This window comes from Bradyrhizobium paxllaeri, from assembly GCF_001693515.2.
Lineage (GTDB): Bacteria > Pseudomonadota > Alphaproteobacteria > Rhizobiales > Xanthobacteraceae > Bradyrhizobium > Bradyrhizobium paxllaeri.
On sequence record NZ_CP042968.1, the window covers coordinates 791,264 to 805,627 of the forward strand.

11 protein-coding genes are annotated in these 14,364 nt (G+C 63.6%); 7 read left to right on the top strand and 4 right to left on the bottom strand.

Annotated elements, in window-relative coordinates:
- Positions 1–538 precede the first annotated feature (538 nt).
- Positions 539–1,399, bottom strand: coding sequence for a prephenate dehydratase (locus LMTR21_RS03680; protein ID WP_065753266.1), 861 nt, complete (start codon positions 1,397–1,399; stop codon positions 539–541).
- 35 nt (positions 1,400–1,434) lie between these two features.
- On the bottom strand, positions 1,435–2,175 hold the full coding sequence (locus tag LMTR21_RS03685) for a 3-deoxy-manno-octulosonate cytidylyltransferase (RefSeq protein ID WP_065753265.1): 741 nt from the start codon (positions 2,173–2,175) through the stop codon (positions 1,435–1,437).
- Between the two features lie 198 nt (positions 2,176–2,373).
- Here LMTR21_RS03685 and LMTR21_RS03690 point away from each other — a divergent pair, with 198 nt between their 5' ends.
- The 6 genes from LMTR21_RS03690 to LMTR21_RS03715 all read left to right on the top strand — a co-directional run bounded on the left by LMTR21_RS03690 (position 2,374) and on the right by LMTR21_RS03715 (position 10,915).
- Positions 2,374–2,925, top strand: coding sequence for a c-type cytochrome (locus LMTR21_RS03690; protein ID WP_065753264.1), 552 nt, complete (start codon positions 2,374–2,376; stop codon positions 2,923–2,925).
- A gap of 333 nt (positions 2,926–3,258) precedes the next feature.
- A complete protein-coding gene (locus LMTR21_RS03695; RefSeq protein ID WP_065753263.1) occupies positions 3,259–5,103 on the top strand; it encodes an extracellular solute-binding protein in 1,845 nt (614 codons plus the stop codon).
- A 14-nt stretch (positions 5,104–5,117) separates the two neighbouring features.
- On the top strand, positions 5,118–7,001 hold the full coding sequence (locus LMTR21_RS03700; protein WP_065753262.1) for an extracellular solute-binding protein: 1,884 nt from the start codon (positions 5,118–5,120) through the stop codon (positions 6,999–7,001).
- Positions 7,001–8,113 (top strand): microcin C ABC transporter permease YejB, encoded by a 1,113-nt coding sequence (locus tag LMTR21_RS03705; RefSeq protein WP_065753261.1) that lies wholly within the window; start codon positions 7,001–7,003, stop codon positions 8,111–8,113. Before LMTR21_RS03700 ends, LMTR21_RS03705 begins: the two co-directional genes overlap by 1 nt.
- Positions 8,113–9,297: an ABC transporter permease gene (locus tag LMTR21_RS03710; protein ID WP_065753260.1), complete on the top strand. Its 1,185-nt coding sequence runs from the start codon at positions 8,113–8,115 to the stop codon at positions 9,295–9,297. The genes LMTR21_RS03705 and LMTR21_RS03710 overlap by 1 nt, the downstream gene beginning before the upstream one ends.
- A 4-nt stretch (positions 9,298–9,301) precedes the next feature.
- Positions 9,302–10,915, top strand: coding sequence for an ABC transporter ATP-binding protein (locus LMTR21_RS03715; protein ID WP_065753259.1), 1,614 nt, complete (start codon positions 9,302–9,304; stop codon positions 10,913–10,915).
- A 141-nt stretch (positions 10,916–11,056) separates the two neighbouring features.
- Here LMTR21_RS03715 and LMTR21_RS03720 read toward each other — a convergent pair whose 3' ends face one another.
- A complete protein-coding gene (locus LMTR21_RS03720) occupies positions 11,057–11,899 on the bottom strand; it encodes a C40 family peptidase (RefSeq protein WP_065753258.1) in 843 nt (280 codons plus the stop codon).
- A complete protein-coding gene (locus LMTR21_RS03725; protein ID WP_065753257.1) occupies positions 11,892–13,274 on the bottom strand; it encodes a leucyl aminopeptidase family protein in 1,383 nt (460 codons plus the stop codon). The genes LMTR21_RS03720 and LMTR21_RS03725 overlap by 8 nt, the downstream gene beginning before the upstream one ends.
- A 141-nt stretch (positions 13,275–13,415) precedes the next feature.
- Here LMTR21_RS03725 and LMTR21_RS03730 point away from each other — a divergent pair, with 141 nt between their 5' ends.
- Positions 13,416–14,252, top strand: a complete 837-nt coding sequence (locus LMTR21_RS03730; protein WP_065753256.1) for a tetratricopeptide repeat protein — start codon at positions 13,416–13,418, stop codon at positions 14,250–14,252.
- Positions 14,253–14,364: the final 112 nt, after the last annotated feature.

Here is a 14,364-nt window from a genome sequence, read left to right on the forward strand (position 1 = left end):
CGCCACTTCGGCTTCCGCGGCGATGCCGAACGGCCTTCCGCAGGCCGACCAGATTTCACGTCAAGCCAACGATGTCGAGCAGGTCCGCTGGGTCTGCAACGCTTGGGGGCGCTGCTGGTGGCGTCCGGGTCCAAGATGGGGCGTCTATGGCGCCTGGGGCCCGCGTCGCGTGTGGCGTCCGGGATGGCACGGCGCCTATGCGTGGGGTGCCCCGCCAGTTTGGGGGCCGCGCCCGGTTTGGGGGCCGCGCCCATGGGGCCCGCGCCCAGGATGGGGCCCGGGATGGGGCTGGAACCGGTGGTGATTGGAGAGGCGGCGCACGCCGGCCGATAACGGCCGCGAGTACCACTTCACAATAGCCATATCGGCCACGCCGCTAGAGCATGATCCGGAAAAGTGTGTAGCGGTTTTCCGAAAAGATCATGCTCAAACAAAACGATAAAGCGGGATGACGATTCGAAGAAACGTCATCCCGCTTTAATGACCGCAAACCCGCCGTTCGCCGGTAAGGGTTCGGCGAGCAGAAGTGTGCGCGTCCTCAATCCTGTTTTTCGCTGAACGTCGCGCGGAACGGATGGGCCGGATAGACGCCGACGATGCGGAATTCGCGCGAGAAGAATTTCAGCTCCTCCAGCGCAAAGGCGAGGCCCCTGTCGTCGGGGTGGCCATCGACGTCGGCATAAAACTGCGTGGCAAAGAAATTGCCGTCGACCATGTAGCTTTCCAGCTTCGTCATGTTGACGCCGTTGGTGGCGAAGCCGCCGAGCGCCTTGTAGAGCGCGGCGGGCAGGTTGCGCACCCGGAAGACAAAAGTGGTGACCAGCGGGCCGGAGTTTTGCCTGGCCCAATCCGCCTCGCGCGCCAGCACCACGAAGCGGGTGGTGTTGTGGGCTTCGTCCTCGACATCCTCGGCCAGGATATCGAGGCCGTAGATCTGCGCTGCCAGGCGGGAGGCGATTGCGGCAACGCTCTTGTCCTTGCGTTCGGAGACGTCGCGGGCGCTGCCGGCGGTGTCGGCCGCCACGATCGGCTTGATGCCGAGCTTGCGGATGATGCGCCGGCACTGGCCGAGCGCATGGACATGGCTCTCGACCGTCTTGATGTCGGAGAGCTTTGTTCCCTTCGGCGCCATCAATTGATGGCGGACCGGCAGAAACCATTCGCCGACGATGAACAGGCCGGAGGCCGGCAACAGATGGTGGATATCGGCAACGCGCCCCGCGACCGAATTCTCGATCGGGATCATGCCGAGATCGGCCTCGCCCGAGGAGATCGCCGACAGCGCGTCCTCGAAGGTCGCGCACGGCATCGGTTCGGCGTCCGGATAGGCCTCGACGATAGCGATATGGGAATTGGCGCCAGGCTCGCCCTGGAATGCGATTTTGAGCTTTTTGGTCATACTGTCTTTTCCTGGCGGGCCTTTTAGGCAGCCGGTCACGCCTTGGCTAGTATCTTGCGGGCGGTTTCGAGGTCGGCCGGGGTGTCGACGCCGCGAGGGACGCTGTCGACGACGGTGATGTCGATCCGCATCCCGGCTTCCAGCGCGCGGAGTTGTTCGAGTTTTTCCTGCTGCTCCAGCGGGGAGGGGGGCAGGGCGACGAACCGCTCCAGCGCGGCGCGGCGGTAGGCATAGAGGCCGATATGGTGGTAGCGGGGGCCGTCACCGTGGGGCGCGGTGGCGCGGGTGAAATAGAGCGCGCGCAGCCGGTTCGCCCCGATCGGCGAGCCGACCGCCTTCACCACGCTGGGGGCCTGGTCCTCTTCCTGGGTGTGGATCTGCGAGGCGAGGGTGGCGATATCGACAGCGGGGTCGTCGAGCGGCGGCAGCGCGGCGCGGATGGTATCCGGCGCGATGGTCGGGAAATCGCCCTGCAAATTGACCACGATCTCGGCCTTACCTGACGGATCGAGCGTCTGCATGGCCTCGTGGATCCGGTCGGAGCCGGAAGGATGGGAGGCGCGGGTCATCACCACCTCGCCGCCGGCGGCCCTTACCGCGGCGGCGATCTCGGGGGTATCGGTCGCCACCGCGACCCGGCCGATCTGGGCTTCCTCGGCCCGCCGCAGCACGTGCACGATCATGGGCAGGCCGGCGATATCCAGGAGCGGCTTGCCCGGCAGCCGGGTCGCCGCCATCCGGGCGGGGATCAGCACCAAAATACGGGAATCGGTCATCGTCTGAGGGCCCGGCCGGACTAGTGGATTTGGTGGGGATGGGATGAAATTCGGCGCGTTTATACGGGTTGCCAGAGCCCGGGCAAACCGATATCTCAACTCTGCTGAGGGTGCGGCGCAAAAGCTGATTCCTCGCGCCCATCCGCGGCCGTTTTGCCGGCCTTCAGTCGACCTTTCCGGCCTGGAGCCTGATCCGTTATGGACTCCTTCGAACTCAACAAGATTCTCGGTGCCGTCCTGGCCACCTGCCTCGTTCTCCTGGTGACGAGCTTTGCCGCCCACGCGATTTTCGCGCCCGTGAAGCCGGAAAAGCCGGGCTTCGAGATTGCCGTGAAGGAAGACGCCTCTCACGGTGGCGCCAAGGAAGCCGCAGCTCCCGCCGAGCCGATCGAGAAGCTGTTGCAGACCGCCTCCGTCGAGAAGGGCGCCGCCGCCGCCAAGAAGTGCGCGGCCTGCCACACCTTCGAGAAGGGCGGTCCCAACCGCGTCGGCCCGAACCTCTTCGGCGTCGTCAACGAGCCGAAGGGCGCAGGCCACGGCGGGTTCAATTTCTCGGCTGCCATGAAGGCCAAGGGCGGCAACTGGACCTTTGACGATCTCAACAAGTTCCTCACCAATCCCAAGGCTTTCGTTCCGGGCACGGCGATGGGCTTCGCCGGTATCGCGAAGGACAGCGAGCGCGCCGACGTCATCGCCTACTTGAATTCGCTGTCGGAAAAACCGGCACCGCTGCCAACGGCGGCGAAGTAAAATCTTTTGACCGTCCGGCACGGACTTTGGCACGACGGCCAGGCATCGCCTGGCCGTTTCGCTATGCGGGATCACATCTTTACTAGCGGAGTTGTTACCGGGACTATTCGCCGCAGCGGCGGTGTTCCCAAGCTGCTATCATGAGGAAAAAGCAACGTAATTCGTCGAACCCTTGCCTTATATTGGGTCCTCACTAGCTCGGCCTTGTGCTTGCGGGTTTCGCGTCTGGGGCCGCCGCGGACCTCGACAGCACGGATACTGGTATCAGCAACAGGAATTCTGCATTTGGCCATTACCCGACGACATCTTCTCCAGGGCGCCGCGGTTGCCGCCATGGCTCCCGCCCTAGGTATTGCGACTACGCTTCCCGCGATCGAAACGGCGCAGGCCGCAAGCGGCGAACCGGCCTGGCGGCACGCGCTGTCGCTGTTCGGTGACATCAAGTATCCGGCCGACTTCAAGCGGTTCGATTACGTCAATCCGGACGCGCCCAAGGGCGGCGTCGCGCGGATGATCTCGATCGGGACCTACGACAATTTCAACATCGCCGTGGCTGGCATCAAAGGCTCGCTCGCCCCCGCCGCTGCCCAGATCTACGAAACCTTGATGGCGAAGTCGCTGGACGAGGTCATGACCGAATACGGTCTGCTCGCAGAGACAGCCTCCCATCCGGACGATTTCTCCTGGGTCATCTATCGGCTGCGCAAGGAAGCGCGCTGGCACGACGGCAAGCCGGTGACGCCGGAAGACGTGATCTTCTCACTTGAGACGCTCAAGAAGCAGAGTCCGTTCTACGCCGCCTATTATCGTCACGTCGTCAAGTCCGAGAAAAGCGGGGAGCGCGACATCAAGTTCACCTTCGATGCGCCGGGCAATCGCGAACTGCCGACCATCGTCGGCGAAATTCCGGTGCTGCCGAAACACTGGTGGGAAGGTACCGACGAGCAGGGCCGCAAGCGCGACATCTCGCAGACCACGCTGGAGAAGCCGCTCGGCTCGGGTCCGTACCGCATCAAGGATTTCGTTGCCGGCCGCTCCGTTGTGCTGGAGCGGGTGAAGGATTACTGGGGCGCCCAGCTGCCGGTGCGGATCGGACAGAACAATTTCGATGAGTTGCGCTTCGAATTCTTCCGCGACAATCTCGTGGCGCTGGAAGCGTTCAAGGCCGATCAGGCCGACTGGATCGCGGAGAATTCCGCCAAGCAATGGGCGACGGCCTATGAATTTCCGGCGGTCGTGGACAAGCGCGTCGTCAAGGAAGAGTTTCCGATCAACGATTCCGGCCGGATGCAGGCTTTTGCCATCAACAATCGGCGGGAGCAGTTCAGGGATGCACGGGTCCGTCGCGCCTTCAACTATGCGTTCGATTTCGAGGAGATGAACAAGCAGCTCTTCTACAGCCAGTACAAGCGCATCAACAGCTACTTCGAAGGCACCGAGCTTGCCTGCTCGGGCCTGCCGCAGGGCCAGGAGCTGGCGCTGCTGGAGCCGCTACGCGATAAGGTACCGCCGGAAGTCTTCACCACGGCCTACGCCAATCCGGTTGGCGGCAATCCCGAAAACGTCCGCGCCAATCTGCGCGAAGCCACCAAGCTTCTGAAGGAAGCGGGATTTGAGGTGAAGGAACGCAAGCTGGTCGACACCTCGGGCAAGCCCGTCACAGTCGAAATCCTGGTCCAGGATCCTTCTGCCGAGCGTATCGCGCTGTTCTACAAGCCTTCGCTGGAGCGCATCGGCGTCACCGCCTCTATTCGTGTCGTCGACGACGCGCAGTATCAGAACCGCCTGCGCAGCTTCGATTTCGACATGATCATCGATCAGTGGGGCCAGTCGCTGTCGCCCGGCAACGAGCAACGCGAATTCTGGGGCTCGCCCGCGGCCGACCAGCCGGGCTCGCGCAACACCCTCGGCATCAAGAATCCCGCCATCGATGCGCTGATCGAGAAAGTGATCTTCGCCACCGACCGCGAGGGTCTGATCGCAGCAACGCGGGCGCTGGATCGCGTCCTCCTGTGGAACTTCTATCTCGTGCCTCAATTCACCTACGGCTTTTCACGTTATGCCCGCTGGGATCGGTTCAGCCATTTCGAGCCGGCGCCCAAATACGGCCGTTCCGGTCTACCGTCGCTCTGGTGGCACGATGCGGAGAAGGCCGGCAGGATCGGCAAGCGCTCTTGAAGGATACTTTGCGGATGGCGCAATTCTCCCGCCGGCACGTCCTCGGCCTTGGCGCAGGCGCGCTGAGCGTTCTGGGGCTTGGCCCCGTTCGCGCTACAGAGGAAAACGGCGCCGAGGTGCACGGCATCTCGGCATTCGACGATCTGAAATACCCGGCCGACTTCAAGAGTTTCGACTATGTGAATGTCGCGGCGCCCAAGGGCGGCGTGTTTTCGACCATTCCTTCGACGCGCGCCTATAATCAGTCCTACCAGACCTTCAACTCGCTCAACGCCTACATCCTCAAGGGCGAGGGCGCGCAGGGCATGGACCTGACCTTCTCGGCGCTGATGGTGCGCGCCGGCGACGAGCCGGACGCGATGTATGGACTCGTCGCCAAATCAGTGCGGATTTCGCCGGACAAGCTGATCTACCGCTTCACGCTCCGCCCGGAGGCCAGGTTTCACGACGGCTCGAAGATATCAGCACATGACGTCGCCTGGTCGATCAATACGCTAAAGGCAAAAGGCCATCCGCTGATCCAGGTACAGATGCGCGATGTGAAGGGCGCCGAGGCGGTGGACGATGTGACCGTTATCGTCACCTTCGCCGAAAAACGCGCGCGCGACGTGCCGCTCTATGTCGCCAGCCTGCCGATCTTTTCGAAGAAGTATTACGAGACGCGGCCGTTCGATGAATCGACGCTCGATACGCCGCTGGGTTCGGGGCCGTACAAGGTCGGCAAGTTCGAGGTCAACCGCTTCATCGAGTACGAGCGCGTCAAGGACTGGTGGGGCGCGAACCTCCCGGTCTGCCGCGGCCACTACAACTACGATGTGATCCGCTACGAATTCTATCGCGACCGCGACGTCGCCTTCGAAGGCTTTACCGGCAAGAACTATCTGTTCCGCGAAGAGTTCACCGCGCGCATCTGGGCGACGCGCTACGACTTCCCCGCGATCAAGGACGGCCGCGTCAAGCGCGAGCAGGTACCGGACGAAAGGCCGTCGGGCGCGCAGGGCTGGTTCATCAATACCCGCCGCGACAAGTTCAAGGATCCCCGCGTGCGCGAGGCGCTGATCAACGCCTTCGATTTCGAGTGGACCAACAAGACCATCATGTACGACGCCTATGCGCGGACGCATTCGCCGTTCCAGAATTCGGACATGATGGCGAAGGGGCCGCCCTCACCGGACGAGCTGAAGCTGCTCGAGCCATTCCGCGGCCAGGTACCCGACGAAGTGTTCGGCCAGCCCTACGTGCCCCCGGTTTCGGACGGCTCGGGGCAGGACCGCAACATGCTGCGCAAGGCGCAGCAATTGCTCAACGAAGCCGGCTTCGTCATCAAGGACGGCAAGCGGATGACGCCAAGCGGCGAAGTGTTCCGCATCGAATTCCTGTACGAGGAGCCCTCGTTGAATCCGCATCACGCGCCCTACATCAAGAACCTGGGCACGCTCGGAATCGAGGCGAGCCCGCGCGTGGTCGATGCCGTGCAGTATCGCGCGAGGGTGGAGGATTTCGATTTCGACATGACGATCACGCGCTTCTCGATGTCGACGACGCCGGGCGACTCGATGCGCGCCTACTTCTCCTCGCATGCCGCCAAGACCAAGGGCTCGTACAATCTCGCAGGCATCGAGAACCCGGCTATCGACGCGCTGATCGAAAAGATGATTGCGGCCAATACCCGCGCCGAGCTGACCGTCGCCTGCCATGCTTTCGACCGCGTTTTCCGCGCCGGGCGCTACTGGGTGCCGCAGTGGTACAACAAGACCCACCGGCTGGCCTATTGGGACCAGTTCGATCGCCCGAAGAACCTGCCGCGTTATCAGATCGATGCATCGGGGTCCGGCGAGCGCGTTATCTGGTGGCATGACGCCGCCAAGGCGGGCAAACTCGAGCAGGCGAAGCAATAATGACGGCCTATATCGCCCGCCGCATCCTCCTGATGTTTCCGACGTTGCTCGGCATCCTCTTCATCTCCTTTGTGGTGGTGCAGTTCGCGCCGGGCGGCCCGGTCGAGCGCGTCATCGCGCAGCTGTCCGGCGCCGACACCGGCGGCTCCTCGCGCATCTCAGGCTCTTCCAGCGGCGATTTTGCCGGCCGCACGCCACAGGCCGGCGCCTCCGCCGACGCCGTCAATTCAAAATACCGCGGCGCGCAGGGACTTGATCCGGATTTCATCAAGAACCTCGAAAAGCAGTTCGGCTTCGACAAGCCTGCGTATGAGCGGTTTGCGCTGATGGTGTGGAATTTTTCCCGCTTCGATTTCGGCAAGAGCTACTTTCGTGACACCACCGTGGTGCAGCTGATCAAGGAGAAGCTGCCGGTCTCGATATCGCTCGGTCTCTGGTTGACGCTGCTGACCTACCTGATCTCGATTCCGCTCGGTGTCCGCAAGGCGGTCGCGGATGGCTCGCGCTTCGATACGTGGACGTCAGCGGTGATCATCATCGGGTTTGCGATCCCCGGATTCCTGTTCGCGATACTGCTGATCATCCTGTTTGCGGGCGGCTCGTTCTTCAACGTGTTCCCGCTGCGCGGCCTGACCTCGGATGGCTGGGCGCAGTTTCCCTGGTACTGGAAGATCATCGACTACTTCTGGCACCTCACGCTGCCCCTGATCGCCATGGGCCTGGGGGCCTTTGCCACCATGACGCTGCTGACCAAGAACTCGTTCCTCGACGAGATCAGGAAGCAGTATGTGATGACCGCGCGCGCCAAGGGCTGCGGCGAGGGGCAGGTGCTCTATGGTCATATCTTCCGCAACGCCATGCTGATCGTGATCGCGGGCTTTCCCGGTGCGTTCATTGGCGCGTTCTTCTCCGGCTCGCTGCTGATCGAGACCATCTTCTCGCTCGACGGGCTCGGGCTGCTCGGCTTCGAGAGCGTGCTCAACCGCGACTATCCGGTCGTGTTCGGCACGCTGTTCATCTTTTCCCTTGTGGGCCTTGTGGTGGGGCTGATCTCCGACCTTGCCTATATGTGGATCGATCCAAGAATCGATTTCGAGGCGCGGGAGGTCTGATGACGGTGCTCGCCCCGCAGCCGATCGAGACCGGGACGCAGTCGCCGCTCGGCGTCGTCGTACCAGTCTCGCGGCATCCCCTTGCGATGTCGCCGCTCAACCGCCGGCGCTGGCAGAACTTCAAGGCCAACCGCCGCGGCTACTGGTCGCTCTGGATATTCCTCGCGCTGTTTGCGATCTCGCTGTTCGCGGAGTTGATCGTCAACGACCGCCCCTTCATGATCAAGTATGACGGGAGGCTCTATTGGCCGGCTTTCGTCAGCTATTCGGAAACAACCTTCGGCGGCGATTTCGAGACCGCGGCCGATTACCGCGATCCCTATCTGCAGAAGCTGATTGCGGAGAAGGGCGGCTGGATGATCTGGCCGCCGATCCGCTATTCCTACGCCACCCATAATCTCGACCTGCCGACGCCGGCGCCGTCGCCGCCGACATGGATGCTGACGGAAGAGCAGTGCAAGCCGGTGCTCGAGAAGAAGGGCCTGAAGAGCTGCAGCGATCTCGAATATAACTGGCTCGGCACCGACGATCAGGGCCGCGACGTGGTGGCGCGACTGATCTATGGCTTCCGCATCTCGGTGTTATTCGGCCTGACGCTGACCATCCTGTCCTCGATCATCGGCGTCATCGCCGGCGGCGTGCAGGGCTATTTCGGCGGCTGGACCGATCTGATCTTCCAGCGTGTCATCGAGATCTGGAGCGCGATACCCTCGCTCTATCTGCTGCTGATCCTGTCATCGGTGCTGGTACCCGGCTTCTTTGTGCTGCTCGGCATTCTCTTGCTGTTCTCCTGGACGTCGCTGGTGGGCCTCGTGCGCGCGGAATTTCTGCGCGGGCGCAACTTCGAATACATCCAGGCCGCGCGTGCGCTCGGCGTCTCCAATGGCGTCATCATGTTCCGGCATTTGCTGCCGAACGCGATGGTGGCGACCATGACGTTCCTGCCGTTCATCGTGTCGTCCTCGGTGATGACGCTGACCGCGCTCGATTTCCTCGGCTTCGGCCTGCCGCCGGGCTCGCCGTCGCTCGGTGAGATGCTGGCGCAAGGCAAGGCCAATGTGCAGGCGCCCTGGCTCGGTTTCACCGGCTTCTTCTCGGTAGCGATCATGCTGTCGCTCCTGATCTTCATCGGCGAGGGCGTGCGCGACGCCTTCGATCCGCGCAAGACCTTCCGGCAGGGGTAGCGGCATGGACGCCATCAACCAACCGCTGCTCGACGTCCGCGATCTCTCGGTCGCGTTCGGCAACAGCATTGCCGTCGATCAAGTGTCGTTCTCGATCAAGCGTGGCGAGTGCGTGGCGCTGGTCGGTGAATCCGGCTCCGGCAAGTCCGTCAGCGCGCTGTCGGTGCTGAAGCTGCTGCCTTATCCGGCCGCCTCGCATCCCTCTGGCACCATCCATTTCAAGGGCCGCGAGCTGCTCAATGCCTCGGAACGCGAGATGCGCGAAATCCGCGGCAACGACATCTCGATCATTTTTCAGGAGCCGATGACCTCGCTCAATCCGCTTCACACCATCGAGGCGCAGATCGGGGAAATTCTCTCGCTGCATAGGGGCATCGGCGGGGCGGCGGCTCGGGCGCGGACGCTCGAGCTGTTGACGCAGGTCGGCATTCCCGATCCGGAAACGAGGCTGCAAAGCTATCCGCATCAATTGTCCGGCGGCCAGCGCCAGCGCGTCATGATCGCGATGGCGCTCGCCAACGAGCCGGACCTTCTGATTGCGGACGAGCCGACCACCGCGCTCGACGTCACGGTGCAGGCGCAGATCCTGGCGCTGCTCGCCGAGATCAGGTCGCGGCTCGGCATGAGCATGCTGTTCATCACCCATGACCTCGGCATCGTCCGCCGCATCGCCGATGTGGTCTGCGTGATGAATTCGGGAAAGATCGTCGAACAGGGGCCGGTCGAACAGGTCTTCACCGCGCCGAAGCACACTTATACGCGCGCGTTGCTTGCTGCCGAGCCGAAGCCCGACCCGGCACCGCCGCGGCCCGAGGAGCCGGTGGTGATATCGGCCGACAATCTCAAGGTCTGGTTTCCGATCAAGCGCGGGCTGTTGCGCTCGACCGTCGGCCACATCAAGGCGGTGGACGGCGTCAGCCTCGCGGTGCGCAAGGGCGAGACGCTCGGCGTCGTCGGCGAATCCGGCTCGGGCAAGACCACGCTGGGGCTGGCGCTGTTGCGGCTGATTTCCTCCGACGGGCCAATCGTGTTCCTCGGCAACAACATTCAAGGCCTGCGCTTCAAGGCCATGCTGCCGCATCGCCGCGACATGCAGATCGTGTTCCAGGATCCGTTCGGCGCGCTCAGCCCGCGCATGTCGGTCGGCGATATCGTCGCCGAAGGCCTTTCCGTGCACCAGAAGTCGCTGTCCTATGAGGAGCGCGAGGCGCGCGTCGTCAAGGCGCTCCGGGACGTCGGCCTCGACCCCGAGACGCGCTTCCGCTACCCGCACGAATTCTCCGGCGGCCAGCGCCAGCGCATCTCGATCGCACGCGCGGTCGTGCTGGAGCCGAATTTCGTCGTGCTCGACGAGCCGACCTCGGCGCTCGACATGCTGTTCCAGGCCCAGATGGTCGATCTGCTGCGCGAGCTGCAGCGCAAGCGCGACCTGACCTACATGTTCATCTCGCACGATCTGCGCGTCGTCGCCTCGCTCGCCAGCCATCTGATCGTGATGCGCCACGGCAAGGTGGTGGAGGAGGGGCCGGCCGCGGAGCTCTTCAAGAATCCGAAGAGCGATTACACCCGCGCGCTATTCGCCGCTGCGTTCCGGATCGAGGCGGTGCCGGAGCCGTAGTAGCAGTTGTCATCAGCTACAGCCGTCATACCCCGCGCATGCGGGGTATCCAGTACGCCGCGGCTTCTCGGTTCTTTGCTCAAATTGCTCTGGAATACTGGATCACCCGCCTTCGCGGGTGATGACGGGCGGAAGGCGTGGTTAGAGGCGCTTGATCGCCGTCACTTCGCTTCCCGCCGCCTTGATCCGCGCGATCGTTTCCTGGGTGTTCTCGATCACCGTCGCCATGTGATGTGCATTGGCGTGGACGATGGTGTCGGCGTCGCGGACGATGGCGACGTGGCCTTTCCAGAAGATCAAATCGCCGCGCTGTCGCTTCTTCGTCTCCGCCACATCCAGCGACCGGCCGAGGCCGTCCTGCTGCATATCGCTGTCTCGCGGGCAGCCGATGCCGGCAGCGGTTAACGACACCTGGACCAGGCCGGAGCAATCGATGCCGAGCGAGCTCTTGCCGCCCCAAAGATAGGGCGTGCCGACGAAGCGTTCGGCGACCGCCACGAAATCCTGCTCCATGGCGTTGAGGCCGCCGACATGATTGCGCGGCAGATAGAGGCCCTCGCTGGTCACGACGAACGGGCCGTTTTCGCGCATGACCGTCACCCTTGCGCCCGTCGTGAGCGTCTCGACCGGCGGCAGCTTGATCGAAGGGCCTGGAAAAGCGTATGTGCGCAACGCTGTGATCTTGTGCGTCGGTGTGGCCACCGGCTTTGCCAGCGCGCCATCGGCTATCCAGCCGACATAGCCGTCACTGCCGAGCTGTCCCCAGGCAAGCCCTTCGCCGTTGCGGTCGTAGACCGTGACGCGTTCGCCCTTCAGCGCCTGCGTCGCCATCATGGCGCCCGCATCAGCTGTTTCCCACAATGGCGCGATGGCCTCGCGCACGCAAAATTCCTCGCCATCGACGAAACGCGCGGCCTTCACCTTGCCTTCGAGATATTTTGCGGCGATTTCGGGCCGTGCTGGCGTCAGGCGCGGATCATGCATAACGTTCGCTCAACAGTTTGTAGATCGCGCGGGCGGCCTGGCACTCGCCGCCCTCGGGACGCGCCGGCTTCGCCGACGGCGTCCAGCCGTAGATATCGACATGCAGCCAGCTTTTGGCATCGGTGACGAAGCGCTGCAGGAACAGCGCGCAGGTGATCGATCCGGCAAAGCCGCCTGATGGCGCGTTGTTGATGTCGGCGACCTTCGAATCCAGCCAGGAATCGTAAGGCGGCCACAGCGGCATTCGCCACAATGGATCGTTCTCCCGTTTCGCATGGGCTGCGACGCTTTCGGCGAGCGTCTCATCCTGGGTGTAAAAGGGCGGTAAATCCGGCCCCAGCGCCACCCGCGCCGCACCCGTCAGGGTGCCGAGGTCGACCAAGAGATCCGGCTTTTCTTCGTCCGCCAGCGCCAGCGCGTCCGCCAGCACCAGCCGTCCCTCGGCGTCGGTGTTGCCGATCTCGACCGTAGGCCCCTTGCGCGACTTGAAGATGTCGAGCGGACGGAAGGCGTTGCCGGCGACTGCGTTCTCCACCGCGGGGATCAGGACGCGCAGGCGGACCTTCAGCTTCGCATCCATCACCATCTGTGCCAGCGCCAGCACGTTGGCGGCGCCGCCCATGTCCTTTTTCATGATCAGCATGCCGCTGGACGGTTTGATGTCGAGGCCGCCGGTATCGAAGCAGACGCCCTTGCCGACCAGCGTTACCTTGGGATGAGTGCGGTCGCCCCAGCTCAGGTCGATCAGCCGCGGGGCGCGCGTCGAGGCCATGCCGACGGCGTAAACGAGCGGAAAATTCTGCTTCACAAGCTCGTCGCCGACAATGCAGTTGAACTCGGCACCGAAGCGGGCCGCAAGGGCCTGCGTGGCATCAGCCAGTTGCTCCGGGCCCATGTCGTTCGACGGCGTATTGATCAGGTCGCGCGCCAGCGCGGCGGCTTCCGCCATCCGCGCGATATCGACGACATCGATGCCTTCGGGCGGTACCAGCCTGACGTCAGGCTTCTCCGCCTTGCGGTAGCGGCCGAAGCGGTAGCTCCCCAGCGCAAAGGCCAGCGTCGCGAGGCGCAAATCGTGCGGCGCATTGGCGAAGCGATAGACGCCGGGCGGCAGCAGGCCGGGCAACGCACCGGGCCGGAACAGGTCGCGGGATTTGCTGCTCTCGTCCTCAAGCCCGAACACGACCTGCGCAATCTGCCCGTCGGGCCCGGGCAGCGTCAGGCATTTGCCGGGCTTGGCGGTGAAATCATTGGCAAGGGCAAACTGCCGTGATGGTTCGGGAAGGCCTTTGGCGATTTCGCTCCAGCTCGTCTTGGTGGCGAAGGTAATTGGAATGGCGGAGGCGGTGGGCGCGGTCTCGAACGGGAATGGCATGCTTGTCTCGCGGAGGGGACGGGGCAGGGGCGGTGTGGTGAAGCTGGCATAGCACGGCCGGTTAACCGGCCGTTAGGGTTAACACTCTATTGCTGGCTCGTACGGCTCCATTCGTCCGCCATTCCCGTGAGTTGAAGTGCCATGCGTCGACAGCCCCGCAACGCCGGATCCCTTGCCCGGTTCCTGACCTCGGCCGCCGTAACGGCGGTTCTGGCCGCAGGCCTTGGCGGCTGCCAGACCATGTCCGACATCACGGGATCGCTGACCTCCTCGTCGTCCAAGGCACAGGCCGTCCCCGACGATCCGCGCCGGGCAGCCGAGATCTATGGCGAGCGATATCGTGCCAATCCCAAGGATGCCGAGGCGGCGCTGGGTTACGGCCAGGCGCTCCGTGCCACCGGCCAGCGGGCACAGGCCGCTGCCGTGCTCGAACAAGCCACCATCGCCCATCCCGGCAACAAGGCGCTGCTCGCCGCTTACGGCCGCGCGCTCGCCGACAACGGCAATTCGCAGGCCGCGTTCGACGTGCTGAGCCGCGCCCATTCGCCGACCAATCCGGACTGGCGCATTCTTTCGGTGCAGGGCACCACGCTCGACAAGATGGCCAAGCACGAGGAGGCCCGCGGCTATTATGCGGCTGCGCTGAAGATCGTGCCGGAAGAGCCGTCAGTGCTGTCCAATCTCGGTCTCTCCTACATGCTAACGCGGGAATTGCCGAAAGCCGAGGAAACGCTGCGCCGCGCCTACGCCAATCCGCGGGCCGACGGGCGGGTGCGCCAGAATCTCGCGCTCGTCGTCGGCCTGCAGGGCCGTTTCGCGGAGGCCGAGACCATCGCCAAGGGCGATCTGCCCGCCGACGAGGCCACCGCCAACGTGGCTTACCTGCGGGAAATGCTGAGCCGCAAGGACAAGGACCATTCGCGTCCTCCCGGCAGCAAGGCGACTGTCCCGGTTGCATCTCTCAACCGGCCGGATTGATCTTTCTTACCCAAGCTAAAGCGTGAGCCGTCCCCCCGAGGGCGGGTCGGTCACCGCCGCGTTGCACGCTCGAGCGCACCTCAGCGTCTGAATCAAAATGCAGTCATTGAGG